This is a genomic window from Streptomyces sp. NPDC014995, assembly GCF_043080745.1.
GTDB lineage: Bacteria > Actinomycetota > Actinomycetes > Streptomycetales > Streptomycetaceae > Streptomyces.
The window spans coordinates 300,887-323,857 of the sequence record NZ_JBIBVX010000001.1 but is presented as its reverse complement, the minus strand read 5'-3'; the positions used below and the strand labels follow the sequence as shown (position 1 = coordinate 323,857).

Sequence of the window (22,971 nt, the reverse complement as noted above, 5' to 3'; positions counted from 1 at the left end):
GTAGCGGCGAATGCAGCCGAACGGGAGGGTCGTGGTCGTCACCGGCGGCACCCGGGGGGTCGGCGCCGGCATCGCGCAGGCCTTCGCCGAGACCGGCGCCGAGGTCGTGATCTGCGCCCGCCGCCCCCCGGAGACGCCCCTGCCCGAAACGGAGTTCAAGCCGCTGGACGTACGGGACGCCGACGCCGTACGGCGCTTCTTCACCGAACTGCCCCGCCTCGACGTCCTCGTCAACAACGCGGGCGGCGCCCCCTACCGCCCCCTCGCCCGGGCCGAGGCCGCACGGCACCTCCGCGTCCTCGAACTCAACCTCCTGGCCCCGCTGACCACCTCCCTCGCCGCCTACGACCACCTGCGGCGCAGCCGGGGCTCGATCGTGATGATCGGCAGCGTCAGCGGCAGCCGCCCCTCACCCGGCGCGGCCGCCTACGGAGCGGCCAAGGCGGGCCTGGAGAACCTCGCCCGCTCGATGGCCGTGGAATGGGCGCCGGACGTCCGCGTCAACACCCTCGTCGTGGGCATGGTCCGCACCGAGCGGTCCCACCTCCACTACGGCGAGGACGACGGCATCGCCGCCGTCTCCCGCACCGTCCCGCTCGGCCGCCTCGCCGAGCCCTCCGACGTCGGCGCCGCGGCCGTCTTCCTCGCCTCCGAAGCCGCCGCCTACATCACCGGAGCCAGCCTTCTCGTCCACGGCGGCGGAGAACGTCCCGCGTTCCTGGACGCGGCCACCGTCAACCACGGCAACCGTCAACAGGGAGACGTGAGATGAGCGGAATCTGCGCGGAACGGGTCGTCGTCGTCACCGGCGCCGGCCGGGGCCTCGGCCGCGCCCACGCCCTCGCCTTCGCCGCCGAGGGCGCCCGCGTCGTCGTCAACGACCTCGGCGTCGGCCTCGACGGCACCCCCCACCCCGACAGCCCGGCCGCCCGGGTCGCCGACGAGATCCGCGAGGCGGGCGGCGAGGCGGTGGCACACACCGGCGACATCACCACACCCGAGGGCGCCGCCACCCTCGTCACCACCGCACTGCGCACGTACGGCCGACTCGACACCCTCGTCAACAACGCCGGCTTCCTGCGCGACCGCATGCTGGTCAACCTCACCGACGACGACTGGGACGCCGTCGTACGCGTCCACCTCAAGGGCCACTTCCTCCCCCTCAGACACGCCGCCGCGCACTGGCGGGCCGAGACCAAGGCAGGCCGCCCCCCCGCCGCCCGGGTCGTCAACACCAGCAGCGGCGCGGGACTGCTCGGCTCCCTCGGACAGGCCAACTACAGCGCGGCCAAGGCCGGAATCCTCGCCCTGACCCTCGTGGCCGCCGCCGAACTCGCCCGCTACGGCGTCCAGGTCAACGCGATCGCCCCGGTCGCCCGCACCCGCATGACCGAACGCACCTTCGCCGAGACCATGGCCGCACCCGCCACCGGCTTCGACCCGATGGCCCCCGACAACGTCTCGCCCCTGGTCGTCTGGCTGGGCTCCCCGGCGAGCGCCGGCGTCACCGGCCGGGTCTTCGAGGCGGAGGGCGGCCGCATCACGGTCATGGAGGGCTGGCGCCCGGGCCCCACCGCCGACAAAGGGGCCCGCCGGACCCCCGCGGAAGCAGGCGAGACCGCACGCAAACTCCTCACCGAGGCCGAGCCGCCGCTACCGGTCCACGGGACCTGAACCGCCTACGTGTCACACTCCAGCACCGTCCTGCACAGGGCGCACCGAGCCCGCACCCGCCCCCGCACCGGCACCCTGATCCGCTGGTGACAGGTCGGGCACGGAAACGTCACCCGCAGCGGCCCCCGGGCATCCGGCACGAACGAGTACGCGGCGTCCGCGACGGGCCGCAGGTCCTGCGCATGACGGCGATCACGGAAGTAGCGCCGCCGACCGGCCCACCCCGCCGCCGTCAACGGCGGCTGCCGCTCATCGAGCCGGGCCAGCTCCCGCCCCTTCACATAGGCCGTGTACGCCTGCGGACTGGTGAACCACACCGACGGATCCTCACCGAACAGCACCGCCCGCTTGGCCAGCACGTACCCGAACTCCTCCGGCGTCAGATACCCCAGCTTCTGCGAGGAGTCCGCGTCCTCCCGGTAGGCGTCGAGCAGCAGCCAGCCCGCCCCCAGGTACGTCGTGGCCGTGTCCGTCAGGATCTCGTTGTCGCGCGTGCCCGGAAACGAGAGATCCAGGCGATGCAGGAACACATGCATGATCTCGTGCGCCAGGGCCGCCCCGATGTCCCGCCGGTGCCTACGGAACCGGTCGTTCAGCTCCACGAAGTACTCGGGCCCCGCCGCCAGTTCGACGTTCGCCGCCTGCTCCATCTCCCGGAAGCCGACGACCAACCGGGCGTCCGGCAGCCGAAAGTGCCGCACCAGCTCCCGCGCCACCCGCTGCGCCCCCAAATGAAGATCGTCGGTGTCGCAGAACGCCACGTCGACCGGGGCCACGCTCGTGTCGAACTGATGGACGGTGTCGTAGGACAACCGCCTGTAGAGCGTGGTGATGGCACCCCGCACCGTCTCCAGATGCGGATACCCGTGCTCGACCGCTCCGCCGCTGCCCACGCCCGCACCCCCAAGACGCCGTGAACCCGCTTCCCACTCTACGAGCCGGCCCCCACAAGCCGCGCCCCCCAGCCGCAGAAGTCACCGCAACAACAGGACCGCCCCCACCACCGCCACCCGAAGCAATCAGGACCACCACCGCATCGCAGCAGTCGGACCACCACGCACCGCACTCGCCACCCCCGCACCACAGCAGTCGTCACCACCGCACTTCCGCACTCGCCCCCCCCCGACCCACGGACCGCAGCAGTCATCGCCCCACACCCCCGCACTCGCACGACGGCGGGAGTGGGTCGTGGCGGTGCGGCGCAGCCCGTCGCTCAGCGCTGCACAGCCAAGTTCCACTTCTGCCGGCAGGCAGCAGTACGCCCAACCGGCGACGGGCTCGCCGCACCGCCACGACCCCGACCCACGACGAACGGCAGGCGCAGGCGCGCCCGGCCGAAGACAGCCCCGATCCGGCAACGCACTAGGGTGAACGCCCATGACCACCAGCCACAACGGAACCGATGCCGTCGACCCCGCGGTCCACGAGGAGCTCGCGCGGCTGCGCGACAGCATCGACAACATCGACGCGGCCGTAGTGCACATGCTCGCCGAACGCTTCAAGGCCACCCAGCAGGTCGGCCTCCTCAAGGCCCGCCACCAGCTGCCCGCGGCCGACCCGGCCCGCGAGGCCCGCCAGATCGCCCGGCTGCGCGCCCTCGCCGAGAACGCCAAGCTGGACCCGGCCTTCGCTGAGAAGTTCCTCAATTTCATCATCGCCGAGGTGATCCGCCACCACGAGCGCATCGCCGAGGACGCCGTCCACGGCACCCGCTCCTGACCTCGACGGACGGCCCCCGACCGGCACACGGAAGCACCCCCACCCGCGCCCCGACCACACCCCGGCACCCACCGCCGCCCGCCCCGCACCCCCGCCGGCGGGCACCGCGCGTCAGTCACCGGGCACGGCCGGTCAGCATTCGGTCGTAAGCTGGTGGTCCCATCGCGGGGAGGGACGGCGGTCATGCCACCGGATGCCAAGATCCTCATCGTCGACGACCACCAGGACACGCTGTACGCGCTGGAGAACGTCCTGGCCCCGCTGGGCTACCGGCTCGCCCGCGCCACCGGCGGCGACGAGGCCCTCAAGCACGTTCTGCGCGGCCAGGTGGGCCTGCTCCTGCTGGACGTGCGCATGCCCGGCGTCAGCGGCCTGGACGTCGTCCGCTACATGCGACGCCTGGAGCAGACCCAGCACATCCCCGTCATCCTGCTCACCGGCTTCGGCCTCGACCAGGAACTGACCTCCGCCGCCTTCGGCCTCGGCGTGGCCGACCTGGTCCTGAAGCCCGTCGACCCCTGGGCCCTGCGCACCAAGGTCCGCTACCTCTACGACGCCCACCAGCGCCACGTGGCCCTCCAGCACGAAGTACGGACACTGCGCGCCCTCGTCAACGACCACACCTTGGTCCCCGTCCAACGCGAGGCGGACGCCCACGGCCCGACGGCACCAGCAGCGTCATAAGCCACGGCGTCCCCACGCCCGGCGCCCCGCGCCCGGCGCGCACCCCGGCTCGGGCGCCCCCGCGCCCGGCCCCCCCGGAGCCCCCACCCCCGGCCCCCCGCGCCCCCCACCGCAGCAACAGACAAACCGCACGTACCGATCCGCCCCTGTGCCCCGCCCACGCCATCGGGCAGCATGGCCTGCATGTCCGTACTGACGCGCGACGAAGCGCAGACCCGCGCCCAGCTCCTCGACGTCCACCGCTACACCATCGAGCTCGACCTGACCACCGGTGACGAGACCTTCGAGTCCCGGACGGTCATCCGGTTCACCGCGCGCACGGCCGCGGACACCTTCGTCGAGCTCAGGCCGGCCGAACTGCGCTCCGTCACCCTCGACGGCGAGCCCCTCGACCCGGAGACCCTGGACGACAACCGGCTGCCCCTGAAGAACCTGACCGCCGGCGACCACGAGCTGCGCATCCGGGCGAGCATGCGCTACTCCCGCACCGGCGAGGGCATGCACCGCTTCACCGACCCGTCCGACGGCGAGACCTACGTCTACACCCAGCTGTTCATGGAGGACGTCCAGCGCGTCTTCGTCGCCTTCGACCAGCCCGACCTGAAGGCCGTCTTCGACCTGTCAGTCAAGGCTCCCCAGGGCTGGACCGTCCTGTCCAACGGCATCACCGAACACCTCGGCGACGGCCGCTGGCAGGCCGCGCCCACCCCGCTGATCTCCACCTACCTCGTCGCCGTCGCCGCCGGCCCCTGGCACTCCGTCCGCACCGAACACCGCGGCCTGCCCTTCGGCATCCACTGCCGCCGCTCGCTCGCCCCCCACCTGGACGCCGACGCCGACGAGATCCTCGAGATCACCCGGCAGTGCTACGACCGCTACCACGAGAAGTTCGAGGAGCCGTACCCCTTCGACTCCTACGACCAGGCGTTCGTCCCCGAGTTCAACGCCGGCGCCATGGAGAACCCCGGACTGGTCACCTTCCGCGACGAGTTCGTCTACCGCTCCGCCGTCACCGACACCGAACGCCAGACCCGCGCCATGGTCATCGCCCACGAGATGGCCCACATGTGGTTCGGCGACCTCGTCACCCTCAAGTGGTGGGACGACATCTGGCTGAACGAGTCCTTCGCCGAGTACATGGGCTACCAGACCCTCACCGAAGCCACCCGCTTCACCAACACCTGGGTCGACTTCGGCGTCGTCCGCAAGGCCTGGGGCTACGACGCCGACCAGCGCCCCTCCACCCACCCCGTCGCCCCCGAGAACGTCGAGGACACCGCCTCCGCCCTCCTCAACTTCGACGGCATCTCCTACGCCAAGGGCGCCTCCGCCCTGCGCCAACTCGTCACCTGGCTCGGCGAGAAGGACTTCCTGGCCGGCATCAACACCCACTTCGCCCGCCACAGGTTCGCCAACGCCACCCTCGCCGACTTCATCGACTCCCTCGCCGACGCCACCGAACGCGACGTCCACGCCTGGGCCGACGCCTGGCTGCGCACCACCGGCGTCGACACCCTCACCCCCACCCTCACCACCGACGCCGGCGCCTGCACCCTCACCGTCGAACACACCGGCAGCCGCCCGCACCGCATCGCCGTCGGCCTCTACGACCAGGACCTCACCGAGGAGGGCCGCCTCACCCTGCGCGAACGCCTCGACCTGGACCTCCCGCAGAGCGCACCGCAGCCCATCGGCAAGCGGCCCGCCCTGCTCCTCCTCAACGACGGCGACCTCACCTATGCCAAGGTCCGCTTCGACACCCCGTCCTTCGAAGCCGTCCGCACCGGCCTGTCCCGCCTGCCCGACCCGCTGACCCGGGCCGTCGTCTGGAACGCCCTGCGCGACGCGGTCCGCGACGGCGCCCTCGCCCCCACCGCCTACCTGGAGACCGCCCGCACCCACCTCCCGCGCGAGACCGACCTGGCCCTCGCCCAGGGCGTCCTCGCGTTCGCCTCCGCCCAGGTCGCCGACCGCTACGTCACCCCGCAGGAACGCCCCGCCGCCCTGGCCACCCTCTCCTCCCTCTGCCGCGACCTCATCCGCCGCACCGAGGACGGCGACCACCCCGGCCTGCGCCTGATCGCGGTACGCCACTTCATCGACGTCGCCGCCCATCCCGACACGATCGCCGCCTGGCTCGCCGACGGCACCGTGCCCGGCGGCCCCGAACTCGACCCCGACCTGCGCTGGCGCGTCCTGGCCCGGCTCGCCGTCCTCGGCGCCACCGACGAGAGCACGATCGCCGCCGAACTGCGCCGCGACCCCTCCGCCACCGGCCAGGAAGGCGCCGCCCGCTGCCGTGCCGCCCTCCCCGACCCGGAGACCAAGCGCACCGCCTGGGCAGCCATGTTCGAGACCGACGACCTCTCCAACTACCTCTTCACCGCCACCGCCCAGGGCTTCTGGCAGCCCGAACAGGCCGATCTGGTGCGGGAGTACGTGCCGCGCTTCTACCAGGACGCGGTCACCCTCGCCGCCCGCCGCGGCCCCGCCATCGCCGAGGCCGCCGGCCGCTGGGCCTTCCCCGCGCACGCCGTCGACACCGAGAACCTGACCCTCGGCGAGACCTGTCTGCGCGAGGCCGACCCCATCCCGGCGCTGCGACGCAAGCTCGTGGACCAACTCGACGACCTGCGGCGGGCGTTGCGCGTGCAGGGAGCGTAACGACAAGGCCGAACCCCACGCGCCGGACGGCACGGTCCCCACCGTCCAGCCCGTCCGGCGCGTGAGGACAAGGCCCGTTCAGGACTGAAGCGGCGGCCCGGAAGCGGCAGACCCCGACACACCTCCCGGCCCGCGCAACCGCTGCCCCACCCGCGCCCCCCGGACACACCTCCCGCCCCGCGCACCCCCCCGCCCCGCGCACCCCCCGGACACAACCCGCCCCGCACAACCCGCCCCGCACAACCCCCGGCACAAACACCAGCACACCCCACACACTCCCACTTTCGGGCCACATCCCCCCGCTTTCAGGCCATCTCGCCGCATCCGTCGACACACTGGGACTCCCCCCGCCCCCCGGAGGAGCCCCATGAGCCTTCCGCCCCTCGCCTCAGGCCCCGAAGGCCCCGCAGGGAACCTGCGGCCACTGCTGGACACCGTCCTCGACGCCCTGCGCACCGGCACCCACGCCCGCGGCGGCCCCCTCCCCGCGGGCGGCCCCGCCGCGGTGGCCGCACGCGTCCGCGACGCCGTCGGCGACGTCCTGCCCGACGAGGGCGACCCGCACGCCCTGTCCACCCTCGTCCACGCCCTCGCCGAAGGCGCCGCCGACCCCGCCCACCCCCTGTGCGCCGCCCACCTGCACTGCCCACCCCTCGCCGTGGCCACCGCGGCCGACCTCGCCGTGTCCGCCCTCAACCCCTCCCTCGACTCCTGGGACCAGGCCCCCGCGGCCTCCGCACTCGAGGCACTCGTCACCCGCGCCCTCGCCCAGGAAGCCGCGATGGCCGACGCCCTCGTCACCACCGGCGGCACCGAATCCAACCAGCTCGCCCTCCTCCTCGCCCGCGAACGGCACGGCGCCGGCGTCCGCCTCGTGCACGGCGCCAACGCCCACCACTCCCTGCCCCGCGCCGCCTGGCTCCTCGGCCTGCCCGACCCCGTCGTCGTCCCCGCCCCCGCCGGCACCCTCGACCCCGCAGCCCTCGACGAAGCGCTCACCAGCATCCCCGGCCCCCTCGTCGTAGCGGCCACCGCCGGCACCACCGACGCCGGCCTCATCGACCCCCTGCCCGACATCGCCGCCCTGGCCGCCGCCCACGGCGCCCGCCTCCACATCGACGCCGCCTACGGAGGCGGCCTCCTCTTCAGCGACCGCCACCGCCCCCGCCTCACCGGCCTCGACGCCGCCCACACCGTCACCCTCGACCTGCACAAACTCGGCTGGCAACCGGCCGCCGCCGGCCTCCTCGCCGTCCGCGACCCCACCGACCTCACCGCCCTCCACCAACGCGCCGACTACCTCAACGCCGACGACGACACCGACGCCGGCCTCCCCGACCTCCTCGGCCGCTCACCCCGCACCACCCGCCGCCCCGACATCCTCAAGATCGCGGTCACCCTCAGAACCCTCGGCCGCAACGGACTCGCCACCCTCGTCGACCAGGTGTGCTCCCTCGCCCACACATTCGCCGACCTCGTCCAGGAACACCCCGCCTTCCACCTCTACGACCGCCCCACCCTCAGCACCGTCCTCTTCCGCCCCGCGGACGCCCCCGACGACACCGTGGCCGCCGTACGCCGCCGACTGCTCACCGACGGCCGCGCCGTCCTCGGCCGCGCCCGCCCCGACGGCCGGCTCTGGCTCAAGGCCACCCTCCTCAACCCCCACACCCACCCCGACGACCTCGCCGCCCTCCTGAAACTGGTGGAAGGAAACACCCCCGCATGACCACACCCCCGCCCCCCGGCACCCCCCGCGACCTCGTCGGCATCGGTATCGGCCCCAGCAACCTCTCCCTCGCCGCCCTCGCCCACCCCCTCACCGAGCTCGACGCCGTCTTCTACGAACAACGCCCCACCTTCGACTGGCACCCCGGCCTCCTCATCGACGGCGCCCGCATCCAGGTCCCCTTCCTCGCCGACCTCGTCACCCTCGCCGACCCCACCAGCCCCTGGACCTTCCTCAACTACCTCAAGACCCGCGACCGCCTCTACCCCTTCTACTTCGCCGAGCGCTTCCACATCCAGCGCGCCGAATACGACGCCTACTGCCGCTGGGTCGCCGAAAACCTCCCCGGCCTCCACTTCCACCACCAGGTCGACGCCGTCCGCTGGAACCCCGACCTCGACGTCTTCGAAGTCGACTTCACCCACCTCGACGCCGACGGAGAAGTCCACGCCCTCGGCCGCACCCACACCAAGAACATCGTCCTCGGCATCGGCACCCAACCCCACATCCCCGACCCCCTGCGCCCCCTCGTCGACGCACCCGGCGTCCCCGTCGTCCACGCCTGCGACTACCTCGACCACCGCACCGCCCTCCTCACCGCCGGCCACATCACCGTGGTCGGCTCCGGACAGTCCGGCGCCGAAGTCTTCCTCGACCTCCTGCGCCACCGCCCCACCGGCCGCGAACGACTCCACTGGATCGGCCGCACCGAGGCCTTCGCCCCCATGGAGTACTCCAAACTCGGCCTCGAACACTTCACCCCCGACTACACCCGCTACTTCCACGCCCTCCCCGAACCCGTCCGCGACCGCCTCGCCACCACCCAATGGCAACTCCACAAGGGCATCGACGCCACCACGCTCGCCGCCATCCACGACGAGCTCTACCGCCGCACCCTCCACGGCGGCTGGCCCGACGCCGTCCTCACCCCCGGCGTCCGCGTCCGCACCGCAGGCCGCATCGCCACCAGCAAAATCGAACTCCACCTCGAACACATCCAGCAGAACACCCGCAGCCGCCTCACCACCGACGCCGTCGTCCTCGCCACCGGCCACCGAGAACGCCCCCTCGACCGCATCCTCGCCGGCCTCGACCCCCACCTGCGCCGCGACAGCAGCCAACGCCCCCACATCGACGCCCGCTTCCGCCTCGCCCTCGATCCCACCATCGCCGCCACCGGCAGCGCCATCTACGTCCAGAACGCCGAACGCCACACCCACGGCGTCGGCGCCCCCGACCTCGGTCTCGCCGCCTGGCGCAGCGCCACCATCCTCAACACCCTCACCGGCAAAGAGACCTACCAGCTGCCCACCCGAACCGCCTTCACCACCTTCGGCCTGGAAACCCAGCCCCGCGTCCCCCCGGCCCGACGACCACCGACCCTCACCCCTCTCGTCGAAGGCCGGTAGAGAGACGAAAGGGCGGCGGGAGAACTCCTCCCACCGCCCCTCACACGGCACCCCTAGAAGACCGGCGTACCGTTCCGCGTCAGTCTCCAGTCCACCGACGCGAACTCAGCCGGATCGATCGACCCCTTCGCCTTCACCCAGGCGATCATCGTGTTGCGGATCTCGTCCGAGTTCGACCACAGCAAGGCCGCCGCCGCCACAAACGGGAAGTTGCCACCACCGTTCGCCCGGTAGTTGTTCACCGCGAACACGAACCGCTGCTCGTCCGCCAGCGGCGCACCCTCGAACCGCACGTTCGCGATCCGCGAACCCGCCGGCCTGGCGATGTCGATCTCGTAGGTCAGACCACTCACCACGTCGTAGTTGTAGTCCGGCGTACCGTTCGCGTTCGTCAGCTTCGCCGGATCCACCACCGCGTCCGCCGCCGTCTGTACGAAGTAGTTCGCCGAGAACTCCAGGTACGCCTTCATCTGCGCACCCGTCATCAGACGCGCCTCCAGCGTGTTCTCGAAGACGTACAGACCCGCCACGTCCCGGATCGTCACCTCACCCGCCGGAATGACCGCGCTCCGCGAGAACGCCGCCGCCTGCGACAACACCGGCAGCGCCGCGTACTCCGTGCCCGCCAGCGCCTGCTTCACCGTGTCCGCCTGGATGTGGTTGATCAGATCGATGATCGGCACATCCTTGTACGGAGCCTCCACCGACGTCATCTCGGCGGCGTTCGTACCGATCACCTGATTGACGTACGCCACGACCTTCTCGTGCTCGTCGCCCAGCAACTTCACGATCTTCGGGTCCTCCTCCACCGTGTTGGAGTTCAGGACCCGCGCCCCCACCTTCTCGACCGCCCAACGGCCCTTCTCCCACACCAGCTCGAAGTCGAACAGCGTCAGACGCTGACCCCACTTCAACGGCTCCGAGAGCACGACCTGCCGGCCCGTCTCCTTGTTGGTGACGAAGTACTCCGGAATCTCCGTGTGCGCATGACCCACCAGGATCGCGTCGATACCCGGCACCTGCTCCGCCACCAGACCCGCCGCGTTCTCGACGTACGGCAACTGGTCACCGTACGACGACGTCCCCGACGAACCACTGTGCGCCGACACGATCACCACGTCCGCACCCATCGAACGCAGCTTCGGCACCCACTTCGCCGCCTGCTCCTCCAGACCCGGGAACGTCATCTTCCCCTGCACGTTCGCCTTGTCCCAGATCGCGATCCCCGGGTTCGTGAGGCCGAGAACCGCCACCTTCACCTCACGGCCGAACGGCGTCTTCAGCCGGTGCATGCTGTACGGCGGGAAAGCCGGCCGCAGCGTCTTCGCGTCCAGCGCATTCGCCCCCAACAGCGGAAAACGACACTGCTCCTCGAACTTCCGCAGCACCGGAATGCCGTAATTGAACTCGTGATTCCCCAGCGCGGCCGCGTCATAGCCGATCGCGTTCATCGCCTGCGCCATCGGATGCACCGGACCACCCTCGGCGGTGATCGGGTCCACCTTGGCGTAGTAGTACGACAGCTGCGTCCCCTGAATCGTGTCGCCCGCGTCGATCAGCAGCGTGTGACAACGCCCCTTCTCGGCCCGCACCCGGTTCACCAGAGTGGAGATCTTCGCCAGACCGACATCGTTGTGCGCCTTGTCGTCGAATTCCTTGTCCGTGAAGTAGTCCCAGTTGAAGACGTTGCCGTGCAGGTCCGTCGTGCCCATCACGGTGAACGCGTACCGCTTCGCGGGCTTCGACGCCCCGGCCGTCTCCGCCGCCTGCGCCGCCGGAGCCGCTGCCGCGCCCCCGATCGCCACCCCGGCCCCGGTCACGGCGGACTTCTTCAGAAACTTCCGGCGGTTCAACGGCATGTCCTGCTCTCCTCGCGAAACGGCAACGACGCGCGTAGATAACGCGCGTAGATTCTGACCCGGCCACAGCGGACGACAACAGGCCCCGCAGGTTTCGATCTGATGACCTCACCTGCACCACCCCACCCCCAAAACCAGGAAACGCCTGCCAGAGTGGGGCGTATGACCACCCCCGCCGACACCCCTCCCGCCACCCCCCACGGCACCCCCGACGCCCCCCTCCTCACCGTCCGCGGCGAAACCACCCTCGAAGTCGACCCCGAAATCGCCCGCATCGGCATCACCGTCACCGCCCGCGGCCGCGACCGCCGCACCACCCTCGACGACCTCACCCGCCGCAACGCCACCGTCCTGGACCTCGTCAAGTCCTACGGCGACACCGTGGAACACCTCGCCACCGGCGCCGTCTCGATCACCCCCGAACTCACCCCGCGCGGCCGCGGCGAACGCGTCCGCACCTACCACGGCCACACCCACGTCACCGCCGAACTCACCGACTTCACCGCCCTCGGCGAACTCACCACCCGCCTCGCCGACCTCGACCTCACCCGCATCGACGGACCCTGGTGGGCACTCCGACCCACCTCACCCGTCCACCGCCAGGCACGCCGGCAAGCCGTACACGAAGCAGTCCAACGCGCCCACGAATACGCCGACGCCCTCGGCACCACCCTCGCCGCCCTCATCCAACTCACCGACACCGGCACCCAGGGCCCCCACCCCCGCGCCGCCTTCGACCGCCGGGCCGTCCGCATGTCCGCGGCCACCGCCGAGCCCGACACCACCCCCGAACCACTCGACCTCGAACCGCCACGCCTCCGTGTCCAAGCCGAAGTCAGCGCGCAATTCACCATGGTCCCCCCGCACCTGTGAATTCACCCGTTCGGGGAATTCCAGAAGGAAATGCGCATGCTCATCCGAGCATCCCCCCCCCGCACAATTCAACGCTCGTCAATAAGCCTTCACCCAGAGGTCGTTGGACAGACATGCCCCACCAATTCACTACCCAGCGGTAAGCCATAGGCTCGAACCATGCGCCGAGCAAAAATCGTCTGCACCCTGGGCCCCGCCACCCACACCTACGACCAGATCAAAGCCCTGGTCCAAGCCGGAATGGACGTGGCCCGCCTCAACCTCAGCCACGGCACGCACGCCGAACACGAGGAGCGCTACCAGCACGTCCGCAAGGCCTCCGACGAAACCGGCCGCAGCGTCGGCATCCTCGCCGACCTCCAAGGCCCCAAGATCCGCCTCGGCCGTTTCACCGAAGGCCCCGTACTCCTCGAACGCGGAGACACCTTCACGATCACCGTCGAAGAAGGCGTCGAAGGTGACCGCCACATCTGCGGAACCACCCACGCCGGCCTGGCGGACGACGTCACGGACGGCGAACGCATCCTCGTCGACGACGGCAGAGTCTGCCTCGAAGTCACCACCGTCGACGGCCCCCGCGTCCACACCCGAGTGGTCGAAGGCGGCGTCGTCTCCGACCACAAGGGCCTCAACCTCCCCGGAGTGGCGGTATCCGTCCCCGCGCTCTCCAAGAAGGACGAGGACGACCTGCGCTGGGCACTGCGCACCGGCTTCGACGCCGTCGCACTGTCGTTCGTCAGAAGCGGCAAGGACATCCTCGACGTCCACCACATCATGGACGAGGAAGGCCGCCGCCTGCCGGTCATCGCCAAGGTGGAGAAACCCCAGGCGGTCGAGAACATCGACGACATCGTCGCCGCCTTCGACGGCATCATGGTCGCCCGAGGCGACCTCGGCGTCGAGATGCCCCTCGAACAGGTCCCCATCGTCCAGAAGCGAGCGATCAAGCTGGCCAGGCGCAACGCCAAACCGATCATCGTCGCCACCCAGATGCTCGACTCCATGATCGAGAACTCCCGCCCGACCCGGGCCGAGGCGTCGGACGTCGCCAACGCCGTCATCGACGGCACGGACGCGGTGATGCTGTCCGGCGAGACGAGCGTCGGAAAGTACGCGGTACAGACGGTCCGCACGATGGCCAGGATCGTCGAAGCGGCCGAGGAGGACATCCTGGCCAAAGGCCTCCCACCCCTGACCGAACAGAACAAACCCCGCACCCAGGGCGGCGCGGTCGCCCGGGCGGCGGCCGAGATCGGTGACTTCCTCGGCGCCAAGTTCCTCGTCGCCTTCACCCAGTCGGGCGACACCGCCCGCCGCCTCTCCCGCTACCGCTCCCCGATCCCGCTCCTGGCCTTCACCCCCGAACCGGCGACCCGCTCCCAGCTGAGCGCGACCTGGGGCGTGGAGACCTTCCTCGGCCCCCACGCCGACTCGACGGACGCGATGGTCGACCAGGTGGACGAGTTGCTGCTGAAGTACGGGCGCTGCCAGAAGGGCGACGTGGTGGTGATCACGGCCGGCTCACCCCCGGGGGTGTCGGGCTCGACGAACCTGGTGCGGGTGCACCACATCGGGGAGGACGACAGGTAGGTCCGCGCCTGGGGTCTACGTGGGTGTCGAGGAGAGCGACGGCCGGAGGTTCACGAGAACGTGAACCTCCGACTTGGGATGTGACCTTGGAATCCAAGGAAAAGTGCCCCGGGTCGGACTCGAACCGACACTGTACGGGTTTTGAATCCGTTGCCTGCTGCCAATTGGGCTACCGGGGCTCGTAGAATCAAAGGTTTTCCCTGACCCTCCGCGCACCCACCTTACCGCAGCTGGGTAGGCTCTTGGGAGCAGCACCCCGCCCTGAACAAGGAGCCCCCGTGACCGCCCCCGAGTCGCCCCAGCCCGTAGACGCGCCCGACGACGACAAGTCGCACGTGCCTCCGCTGACGACCCGTGTCGTCATCGCCGAGGACGAGGCCCTGATCCGGCTCGACCTCAAAGAGATGCTGGAGGAGGAGGGCTACAGCGTCGTCGGTGAGGCCGGTGACGGCGAGCAGGCGATCGAACTCGCCCGTGAGCACCAGCCGGATCTGGTGATTCTCGACGTGAAGATGCCGAAGATGGACGGTATCTCGGCGGCGGAGAAGATCGCGGAGGAGCGCATCGCTCCGGTGCTGATGCTGACGGCGTTCTCGCAGCGCGACTTGGTGGAGCGGGCACGGGACGCCGGTGCGATGGCGTATCTGGTCAAGCCGTTCAGCAAGAGTGACGTGGTGCCGGCGATCGAGATGGCCGTGTCGCGGTTCACGGAGTTGAAGGAGCTGGAGAAGGAGGTCGCGGACCTCACGCAGCGACTGGAGACGCGGAAGCTGGTGGATCGGGCGAAGTCGATTCTTCAGACGGAGTACGGGCTGACGGAGCCGGCCGCGTTCCGGTGGATTCAGAAGACGTCGATGGACCGGCGGATGTCGATGCAGCAGGTCGCGGAAGCGGTCATTCAGGACGCGGACGAGAAGAAGGCGTCCAAGGGCTGAGCCCAGGAGTACCCACGACGAGGCCCGCGCCCCCGGAGAAGAGGGGCGCGGGCCTCGTCGCGTCGGTGCCGAGTCGGCGGCTCAGTCCTCGCCGAGGTACGCCTTGCGGACGGACTCGTCGTGGAGGAGGTGCCGTCCGGTGCCGGAGAGCACGATCTTGCCGATCTCCATGACGTGGCCGTGGTCGGCGAGCGAGAGGGCGGCCTGGGCGTTCTGCTCGACGAGCAGGATGGTGGTGCCCTGGGACTTCAGCTCGGCGATGGTGGCCATGATCTTCTGCATCATGATCGGGGAGAGGCCCATGGAGGGCTCGTCGAGCATGAGCAGTTTGGGCTGGGACATCAGGGCGCGGCCCATGGCGAGCATCTGCTGCTCACCGCCGGACAGGGTGCCCGCGGCCTGCTTGCGACGTTCGCCGAGGATGGGGAAGAGGTCGTAGGCGCGCTGGATGTCCTTCTCGATGCCGGCCTTGTCGTTACGGAGGAAGGCGCCGAGGCGGAGGTTGTCCTCGATCGTCATGCGGGGGAAGATGTGCCGCCCCTCGGGGGAGTGGGCGAGTCCCAGCGAGACGATGTTGTGGGCGGGGATCTTCTTCAGCGACCTGCCGTTGAACTTGATCTGGCCGCCGACGGGCTTGAGGAGGCCCGAGAGCGTGCGCAGGGTGGTGGTCTTGCCGGCGCCGTTGGTGCCGATGAGGGTGACGACTTCGCCGGCGTCGACCTTGAAGGAGATGCCCTTGACGGCCTCGATCTTGCCGTAGGCGACGCGGAGGTCCTCGACCTCGAGCAGTGCGGTCATCGGTCGTTCTCCTTGCCGGGCGCGGCGTCCGTCGTGGTCTCGGCGTGTGCCTCGGCGGCCTCGACTTCGGCGATCTCCTCGGCGCCGGGGGCGTCCTCGAAGGGCTCACCGAGGTAGGCGGCGACGACGCGCTCGTCGCCCTGGACGGTGGCGCTGTCGCCTTCGACGAGCTTCTCGCCCTGGACGAGGACGGCGACGCGGTCGCAGAGGTTGAAGATGAACCGCATGTCGTGCTCGATGACGAGGACGGCGATGCCCCTGTCGCGGATGGCGAAGACGAGTTCCTCCGTCGTCCGCGTTTCCTGGGGGTTCATGCCGGCGGTGGGCTCGTCGAGGAGCAGCAGGCCGGGCTCGCTGGCGAGGGCGCGGGCGATTTCGAGCTTGCGCTGCTCGCCGTAGGGGAGGTTGCGGGCGAGGTGGTCGGCCTTGTTGGCGAGGCCCACGAACTCCAGGAGTTCCATGGCGCGTTCGCGGGAGGCGGCTTCGGCCTTGTGGAAGCCGGGGCCGCGCAGCAGGGCGGACCAGAGGCCTTCTTTGGTGCGGGTGTGGCGGCCGACGAGCACGTTTTCCAGGACCGTCATGTTGGCGAACAGCCGGATGTTCTGGAAGGTGCGGGCGATGCCGGCCGCGGTGACCTTGAAGGACTTGGGGGGCAGGACCTGGCCCTTGTACCGGACTTCGCCTTCGGTCGGGATGTAGAGGCCGGTGAGGCAGTTGAAGAAGGTGGTTTTGCCGGCGCCGTTGGGGCCGATCAGTCCCACGATTTCGCCGCTGTTGACGGTGAGGTTGACGTTGCTCACGGCGGTGAGGCCGCCGAAGCGCATGGTGACGCCGCGGGCGTCGAGGACGGTTTCGCCGGTTCCTCCGGCGCCGCCGGGTGCGGTGTCCTTGGTGGTGGTGTCGGTAGTCATGGTGGTCAGGCCCCTGCCTTGCTGAGGACTGTGGGCGCTTCGGCTTCTTCGTGGAATTCGAGCTGGCGGCGCCGGTTGGGGATGAGGCCCTCCGGACGGAAGCGCATCAGCAGGACGAGCGCGAGGCCGAAGGCGAAGAGCTGGTAGTCGCCGAGGAACTGGAGCTTGGCGGGGATCAGGTAGAGCAGTGCGGCGCCGACGAGGGGGCCGCTGATGGTGCCCATGCCGCCGAGGACGACGGCCGCGAGGAGGAATGCCGAGTTCGGCGGGACCACGTGGGCGAACTGGTATTGCTCGGGGGTCACGGTGTAGGTGACGTGTGCCTGGACGGTGCCGGCGAGGCCGGCGAGAGCGGCGCCGAGGGCGAAGGCGATGAGCTTGACGCGGAAGCCGTTGATGCCCATGGCGAGGGCGGCGGTTTCGTCTTCGCGGATGGCGATCCAGGCGCGGCCGATGCGGGAGTCGCTGCTGCGTCGGAAGACGACGACCACGACCAGTGTGATGAGGAGCATCAGCAGGAAGTAGTTGGCGAATCGGCCGATGGTGAACCCGAGGAAGGAGTGCTCCTGGCCGAAGTCGTATCCGAGGATGTTGAGGTTCGGGACGGAGGAGATGCCGTTGGAGCCGTTGGTGATGTCGGGTCCGGAGGTGCCGTCCATGTTGAGGACGGTGATGCGGAAGATCTCACCGAAGCCGAGGGTCACGATGGCGAGGTAGTCGCCGCGCAGTCGCAGGGTCGGGGCGCCGATGATGACGCCGAAGATCATGGCGACGGCGGCTCCGAGGATGGCGGAGGCCCAGAACGGCAGGTGGATGTCGAACGGTGAGGAGGGGGAGCCGGAGACCATGGCGGCGGTGTAGGCGCCGACGCCGAGGAAGGCGACGTAACCGAGGTCGAGGAGGCCGGCGAGGCCGACGACGATGTTCAGGCCGAGGGCGACGGTGGCGAAGATCAGGATGTAGACGCCGATGGTCGCGTACTGGTCGTCGGACTGGGTGAAGGGGAAGGCGGCGGCTGCGACGAACGCGCCGATCATCGTCACGTTGCGGTGCTTGGTGGTGAGTGCGGAGATCCGGCCGACGAGTCCGGCCTTGGCGGCGGCGGCGAAGCCGAAGCCCGCGGTGATGAGGAAGCCGACGAAGAGTTCGTCGTACTCGGTGCCGATGCCGTAGGTGAAGACGGTCAGGCCGAGGGCGAGGGCCGCGACGATGATCAGGATCTCGGCGTAGGCGGGCAGCTTGCGTGCGGGGGTGGCGGTGCCGGAGGCGAAGGATGCCTTGACGACCGTCCATTGGGCGCGCGTGCTGTGGCGGAACTGCTCCCAGCCGGTGTCGTCGGGGTCGGTGAGTTCGGTCTCCGGCAGCGCGAACGGCAGGGAGAGGGCGCCGAGGAGGGTGGCGAGGGTCGCGATGGCCGCGACCCAGGCGCCGGGCTCCAGGTTGACGAGTCCGCCGAGCTGGGCGCTGATCGCGATGACGGTGTACCAGGCGGTGGCGAAGGTGCCGAGTGCGGCCAGTTTGATGGCGCTGTCGGCACTTGCGGGCGTCAGCCAGCGCAGGCCTTTGATGCCGTAGGAGGAGAGGCCGAACAGGGTGGTGAGGGCGCCGCCGATGAGGACGAGGACCTGGAGGCCGCCGGGGTAGCCGTAGACGGTGAGGTCGCCGGGGAAGGCGGAGGTCCAGGTCCAGGCCAAGAAGGTGGAGACGACGGTGAGGACGCCGCCGCCGGTGGCGAGGGCGCGGCCGGTTCGGGGTGGGATGCCCACGAGGCTGTGCGGGGTGCCGGCGGTGGTCTTGCCGGTGGTCTGCGGTGCGGTGTTCTGTGTGGTCATCGGTGTCACGCCCTGTCCGACACGCGCTCGCCGAGCAGGCCCTGCGGCCTGAAGAGGAGCACGAGGATGAGGAGTACGAACGCCCAGACGTTGGCCCAGGACTGGCTGCCGAACTGTTCCATGCCGGGGATGTCGGAGATGAAGGCGGTGGACAGCGATTCGGCGACGCCGAGGACGAGGCCGCCGAGCATGGCGCCGTAGATGTTGCCGATGCCGCCGAGGACGGCGGCGGTGAACGCCTTGAGGCCGAGGATGAAGCCCATGCGGAACTGGACCTGGCCGTACTTCAGGCCGTAGGCGACGGCTCCGATGGCGGCGAAGGCGGCGCCGAGGGCGAACGCGATCACGATGATGCGGTCGGTGTTGATGCCCATGAGCTTGGCGGTGTCGGGGTCCTGCGCGGTGGCCTGCATGCCGCGGCCGGTGCGGGTCTTCATGACGAAGTACGCGAGGATCGCCATGCTGATGGGGGCGGCGAGCAGCAGGAAGATGTCACCGGTCTGGATGGTGACGTTGCCGATCTCGAAGGGGCCGCCCTCGATCTGCGGGAAGTTGATCGAGTCCTTGCCGTCGGGGTACCAGGCCCAGATGGCCTGCTGGAGGGCGAGGGAGAGCCCGATGGCGGTGATGAGGGGGGCCAGGCGTGGTGCTCCGCGCAGAGGCCGGTAGGCGAAACGTTCCGCTCCCACGGCGACGAGGACGGCGACGATGATGCCGCCGACGAGCATCAGGGGTAGTGCAACCCACATGGACGTGCCGTCGGGCAGCACGTAGAGATACATGGTGAGGGCGCCGAAGCCACCCACCATGAAGATCTCACCGTGGGCGAAGTTGATGAGCTGGACGATGCCATAGACCATCGTGTAGCCGATGGCGACCAGCCCGTACATGGATCCCAGTAGCAGGCCGTTGACCAGCTGCTGCGGCAGTTCGTTCACCGCATGTCCTCCGAGACTTTCGGATAGTCGAGGGATGTGACCGGATGTGAGTCCGCGCGGGGCGCTAGTGGTGCGGCGCCCCGCGCGGCTCATGGGTGGGTGCGGGTATGGGTCAGCCGGTGAAGGTGCCGGACTTCGCGGCCTTCCACTGGCCGCCCTCGACGGAGTAGACGGTGAGCTGCTTGTTGGTGGCGTCACCGTACTCGTCGAAGGAGACCTTGCCGGTCACGCCGTCGAAGGAGACGTTCTGCACGGCCTCCGTGATCTTGGCGCGGGCGTCGTCGGGAAGCTTGCCGTCGTTGTCGTCGACGACCTTCTTCACGGCCTCGATGATCGCCCAGGCGGAGTCGTAGGAGTAGCCGCCGTAGGCCTCGTAGGCGTCCTTGTACCCGGCGGTCTTGTAGTTGGCGACGAACTCCTTGGCGGAGGCGAGTTCCTCGACCGGGGCGCCGATGGAGGTGGCGAGGTCGCCGGTGGCGCTGGAGCCGGCCAGCTTGATGAACTCGCCGCTGTAGATGCCGTCGCCGCCGACGAGGGGGATCTTGGCGCCTGCGGCCTTGATCTGCTTGCTGAGCGGGCCGGCCTGCGGGTACTCGCCGCCGTAGTAGACGACGTCCGCGCCCGAGGACTTCACCTTGGTGGCGACGGCGGAGAAGTCCTTGGTCTCGGGGTCGATGTGCTCCGTGCCGACGACCGTGCCGCCGAGCTTCTTGAACTCCTCGGTGAAGGTGGCCGCCAGACCGGCGCCGTAGGTCTTCTTGTCGTCGATGACGAAGACCTTCTTCTTCTTGGCGTCGTTGAAGACGTACTGGGCGGCGAACGGGCCCTGGACGGCGTCCGTGGTCGCGGTGCGGAAGTACGACTTGTACGGGCGGCTCTTGGAGGTCTGCCAGTCCGTGCCCTGGGTCAGGGCCGGGTTGGTGTTGGCCGGGGAGACCTGGACGAGCTTCGCGTCGTCGAAGACCTTCTGCATGGACTCGGCGACGGAGGAGTTCAGCGGGCCGACGACGCCGAGGACGTCCTTGTCGGCGACGAACTTGGTGGCGTTCTGCTGGCCGGAGGAGGGCTGCGCCTGGTCGTCGAGGGCTTCGACCTTGAAGGTGACGCCCTCGACGTACTTCTCCTTGTTGGCCGTCTTGGCGGCGAGGTCGGCGGAGTTCTTGATGCCGAGACCCAGCGCGGACAGGTCGCCGGTCAGCGGAGCGTCGACACCGATGACGACGGTGGTGCCGCCACCCTCGGAGTCGGAGCCACCGTCGTCTCCGCGCGAGCCGCAGGCGGTGAGGGTGAGTGCTCCCGCCGCCAGCGCGGCGGTGATGGCGATGAACGAACGTTGACGCACGATCCAGTCCTTTCCCTGGCACGGCCCTTCCCCCTGGAAGCGGCCGAGTCGATCGCTGGTCCGGAGTGACTTTCCGACCGCGCGGTGACTGGCCGTGACTCTAAACGGGTGAAGGGAACGTGGAGGAGGCTCTGACCAAGGCTGTGACGCTCTTGTTATGACACGAGGTAATGCAGAGCGGTACTGAGCGGGTGGAACAGCGACTTTCGGGCTGATTCGCCCTGTCCGCATAGTGAGAACTCCCAGGACGCGACCCAGACGTTTCAGGCGTCTCAAGCGTTTTGGTGATTACCTGAAATCGTTGCTACAGGCGACTTGCAGGGCCTGGGAGAGGTCCTCGGCATAGCGCGGGCCGAGGATGAAACTGTGTACTTGTATTGCGCGCGCATTACGCAGAGTTACGTCCAGGAAAGGGAGTCCGGCGTTCCTCGGCGCTTTTCCGCATTCGGTCACCCGCATCATGACGACGATCTTGCGGGCGGAACCCGCCGTCGTACGGAAGGGCGCCCGGGGCGCGGAGGTCAGGGACAGTCCGGCGTAGGGCTGCGCCAGACGCGTCGTGGTGACCGGCGGACCGGACTCGACGCTCAGGAGCACCTCGAAGGCGAAGGTCCGGGGCCGGGCGCCGGACGGTACGGCGCGGACGCCGACGTAGGTGACGTCCACGACCTGGGACGGGTACGGCGGTTCGACGGTGGCCGGCCCGGGGTCGTGGGGGCGGGTGAGGTACAGGTGGCCGCCGCCCGCGAGGAGGGCGGCGGCCACCAGAACCGCGAGGACGGCCCGGCGGTGTCCGTCGTAGTACCGGGCCAGGTGCCCGCGCGGGCGCGAACGGCCGCTGCCGGGGGCGTCGGCACCCTCCCGCGCGCGCGTGCCCTCGCCGGGCTCGACGGGGCCGATGCCGCTCACTGCCAGGGGTTCTTGCCGGGGCCGCCGGAGCGGTACCGCTCCACGCAGCCGGCCCGTGCCTCGCGGTCGATCACCTCGTCGGCCGCGTCGGTCCCCTGCCGCTTCCGTTCGGCGCGCGCCGCGTCCACGACGGTCCGCAGGATCTCGTACTGGCCGTTGGACAGCCCCATCGACTGGTAGTCCCCGTACGTCCCGCTGTCGAGCACCTCGCGCGACCAGTAGGCGACGATCCGGGTGCACAGCACCTCCGGAGGCGTGGCGGACGGCGACGGTGTGCCCCTCGCCTCCGCGCCGCCCGAGCCGCCGCACCCGGTCGTCAACACACCCGCCGCGAACGCGATTCCGAGCAGTCGCGCCGCCGCCGGCCAGAGGACCCCTCCCGTTGCCATGCCCAGACGCTAGGCCGCCCGGCGGGGAGGGGCAACGGTCCCGCCGCCCGGCGCACGTCGGCCGGCCGTTCGCATGGGGGTCGCATTGTCCGGCGCATGCCAGTCGGCCGCCCGCATGTGCGTCACGTCGTCCGGCGTGCGTCATCGGGGCGTCCGTACGTGTGTCGCGTCGTCCGTCACGGGGCCGGTCGGCCGTCCGCACGTGCGGTGCGTCGTGGGGCATGCGTCAGCCGGTCGCCCGTACGTGGGTCGCGTCGCCCGGGTTCACGTCCCGCAGCAGGCACGTCAGCCGCGCCGTGCACACCCGCCGCCCTGCCTCGTCACTGATGACGATCTCGTACGTCGCCGTGGAGCGCCCCCGGTGCACGGGCGTGGCCACGCCCGTGACCAGGCCGGAGCGCGCGCCGCGGTGGTGGGTGCAGTTGAGGTCGACACCGACGGCGATCTTCGAGCTGCCGCCGTGCAGCATCGAGCCGACCGAACCGAGGGTCTCGGCGAGGACCGCTGAGGCGCCGCCGTGCAGCAGCCCGTACGGCTGGGTGTTGCCCTCCACCGGCATCGTCCCCACGACCCGGTCCGCGGAGGCCTCGACGATCTGCACGCCCATGCGCGTGCCCAGGTGGCCGGCGGAGAACAGTGCCTGGAGGTCGACGCCGAGCGCCGCGTACTCGTCGATGACCTCTTGCGGGAACTTCACGTGCTGCTGCTCGCCCATG

The 22,971-nt window shown here is 70.0% G+C and carries 20 protein-coding genes and 1 tRNA gene; 10 read left to right on the top strand and 11 right to left on the bottom strand.

Annotated features, from left to right (window positions below):
* The first annotated feature begins 10 nt into the window (after positions 1-10).
* Both ACF1A1_RS01470 and ACF1A1_RS01465 read left to right on the top strand, forming a co-directional pair.
* Complete coding sequence (locus ACF1A1_RS01470) at positions 11-772, top strand: SDR family oxidoreductase (protein ID WP_391644220.1); 762 nt, start codon at positions 11-13, stop codon at positions 770-772.
* Positions 769-1,674: an SDR family oxidoreductase gene (locus ACF1A1_RS01465; RefSeq protein WP_391644218.1), complete on the top strand. Its 906-nt coding sequence runs from the start codon at positions 769-771 to the stop codon at positions 1,672-1,674. The genes ACF1A1_RS01470 and ACF1A1_RS01465 overlap by 4 nt, the downstream gene beginning before the upstream one ends.
* A 5-nt stretch (positions 1,675-1,679) precedes the next feature.
* Here the strand turns inward: ACF1A1_RS01465 and ACF1A1_RS01460 are convergent, their stop codons facing one another.
* Complete coding sequence (locus ACF1A1_RS01460) at positions 1,680-2,567, bottom strand: hypothetical protein (RefSeq protein WP_391644216.1); 888 nt, start codon at positions 2,565-2,567, stop codon at positions 1,680-1,682.
* Between the two features lie 484 nt (positions 2,568-3,051).
* Between ACF1A1_RS01460 and ACF1A1_RS01455 the strand changes: the two genes are divergently transcribed.
* The 5 genes from ACF1A1_RS01455 to ACF1A1_RS01435 all read left to right on the top strand — a co-directional run bounded on the left by ACF1A1_RS01455 (position 3,052) and on the right by ACF1A1_RS01435 (position 9,879).
* A complete protein-coding gene (locus tag ACF1A1_RS01455; protein WP_391644214.1) occupies positions 3,052-3,393 on the top strand; it encodes a chorismate mutase in 342 nt (113 codons plus the stop codon).
* 183 nt (positions 3,394-3,576) lie between these two features.
* Positions 3,577-4,077 (top strand): two-component system response regulator, encoded by a 501-nt coding sequence (locus ACF1A1_RS01450; protein ID WP_391644212.1) that lies wholly within the window; start codon positions 3,577-3,579, stop codon positions 4,075-4,077.
* Between the two features lie 183 nt (positions 4,078-4,260).
* Complete coding sequence (gene pepN / locus ACF1A1_RS01445; RefSeq protein WP_391644210.1) at positions 4,261-6,741, top strand: aminopeptidase N; 2,481 nt, start codon at positions 4,261-4,263, stop codon at positions 6,739-6,741.
* 367 nt (positions 6,742-7,108) lie between these two features.
* Positions 7,109-8,470, top strand: coding sequence for a pyridoxal phosphate-dependent decarboxylase family protein (locus tag ACF1A1_RS01440; protein WP_391644208.1), 1,362 nt, complete (start codon positions 7,109-7,111; stop codon positions 8,468-8,470).
* Entirely contained in the window at positions 8,467-9,879 is a 1,413-nt protein-coding gene (locus ACF1A1_RS01435; protein WP_391644206.1) for a lysine N(6)-hydroxylase/L-ornithine N(5)-oxygenase family protein, read from the top strand. Before ACF1A1_RS01440 ends, ACF1A1_RS01435 begins: the two co-directional genes overlap by 4 nt.
* 53 nt (positions 9,880-9,932) lie before the next feature.
* Here the strand turns inward: ACF1A1_RS01435 and ACF1A1_RS01430 are convergent, their stop codons facing one another.
* Complete coding sequence (locus tag ACF1A1_RS01430) at positions 9,933-11,738, bottom strand: bifunctional metallophosphatase/5'-nucleotidase (RefSeq protein WP_391644204.1); 1,806 nt, start codon at positions 11,736-11,738, stop codon at positions 9,933-9,935.
* A gap of 162 nt (positions 11,739-11,900) precedes the next feature.
* Between ACF1A1_RS01430 and ACF1A1_RS01425 the strand changes: the two genes are divergently transcribed.
* Positions 11,901-12,611 (top strand): SIMPL domain-containing protein, encoded by a 711-nt coding sequence (locus ACF1A1_RS01425; protein ID WP_391644202.1) that lies wholly within the window; start codon positions 11,901-11,903, stop codon positions 12,609-12,611.
* Between the two features lie 159 nt (positions 12,612-12,770).
* Positions 12,771-14,201, top strand: a complete 1,431-nt coding sequence (gene pyk / locus ACF1A1_RS01420) for a pyruvate kinase (RefSeq protein WP_391644200.1) — start codon at positions 12,771-12,773, stop codon at positions 14,199-14,201.
* 104 nt (positions 14,202-14,305) lie between these two features.
* On the opposite strand, the gene ACF1A1_RS01415 is transcribed toward pyk, so the two are convergent.
* Positions 14,306-14,380, bottom strand: a tRNA-Leu gene (locus ACF1A1_RS01415).
* A gap of 99 nt (positions 14,381-14,479) precedes the next feature.
* Between ACF1A1_RS01415 and ACF1A1_RS01410 the strand changes: the two genes are divergently transcribed.
* Complete coding sequence (locus ACF1A1_RS01410) at positions 14,480-15,136, top strand: ANTAR domain-containing response regulator (protein ID WP_391644198.1); 657 nt, start codon at positions 14,480-14,482, stop codon at positions 15,134-15,136.
* 81 nt (positions 15,137-15,217) lie between these two features.
* Here the strand turns inward: ACF1A1_RS01410 and ACF1A1_RS01405 are convergent, their stop codons facing one another.
* The 8 genes from ACF1A1_RS01405 to ACF1A1_RS01370 form a co-directional block, all read right to left on the bottom strand.
* A complete protein-coding gene (locus tag ACF1A1_RS01405) occupies positions 15,218-15,934 on the bottom strand; it encodes an ABC transporter ATP-binding protein (protein ID WP_391644196.1) in 717 nt (238 codons plus the stop codon).
* The gene (locus tag ACF1A1_RS01400; RefSeq protein WP_391644194.1) at positions 15,931-16,845 is read right to left on the bottom strand and encodes an ABC transporter ATP-binding protein; all 915 of its coding nucleotides are present in this window, start codon (positions 16,843-16,845) and stop codon (positions 15,931-15,933) included. The genes ACF1A1_RS01405 and ACF1A1_RS01400 overlap by 4 nt, the downstream gene beginning before the upstream one ends.
* Positions 16,846-16,850: 5 nt before the next feature.
* Complete coding sequence (locus ACF1A1_RS01395; protein WP_391644192.1) at positions 16,851-18,677, bottom strand: branched-chain amino acid ABC transporter permease; 1,827 nt, start codon at positions 18,675-18,677, stop codon at positions 16,851-16,853.
* Between the two features lie 5 nt (positions 18,678-18,682).
* Positions 18,683-19,615 (bottom strand): branched-chain amino acid ABC transporter permease, encoded by a 933-nt coding sequence (locus ACF1A1_RS01390; protein ID WP_391644190.1) that lies wholly within the window; start codon positions 19,613-19,615, stop codon positions 18,683-18,685.
* Positions 19,616-19,727: 112 nt separating this feature from the next.
* Positions 19,728-20,957, bottom strand: coding sequence for a branched-chain amino acid ABC transporter substrate-binding protein (locus ACF1A1_RS01385; protein ID WP_391644188.1), 1,230 nt, complete (start codon positions 20,955-20,957; stop codon positions 19,728-19,730).
* Positions 20,958-21,245: 288 nt separating this feature from the next.
* Positions 21,246-21,866, bottom strand: coding sequence for a Tat pathway signal sequence domain protein (locus ACF1A1_RS01380; RefSeq protein WP_391644186.1), 621 nt, complete (start codon positions 21,864-21,866; stop codon positions 21,246-21,248).
* Positions 21,863-22,255, bottom strand: coding sequence for a hypothetical protein (locus tag ACF1A1_RS01375; RefSeq protein ID WP_391644184.1), 393 nt, complete (start codon positions 22,253-22,255; stop codon positions 21,863-21,865). Before ACF1A1_RS01375 ends, ACF1A1_RS01380 begins: the two co-directional genes overlap by 4 nt.
* 226 nt (positions 22,256-22,481) lie before the next feature.
* Positions 22,482-22,970 carry a PaaI family thioesterase gene (locus tag ACF1A1_RS01370; protein WP_391644182.1) on the bottom strand — a complete coding sequence of 163 codons (489 nt, stop codon included), beginning with the start codon at positions 22,968-22,970 and terminating at the stop codon, positions 22,482-22,484.
* Between the last annotated feature and the right edge of the window lies 1 nt (position 22,971).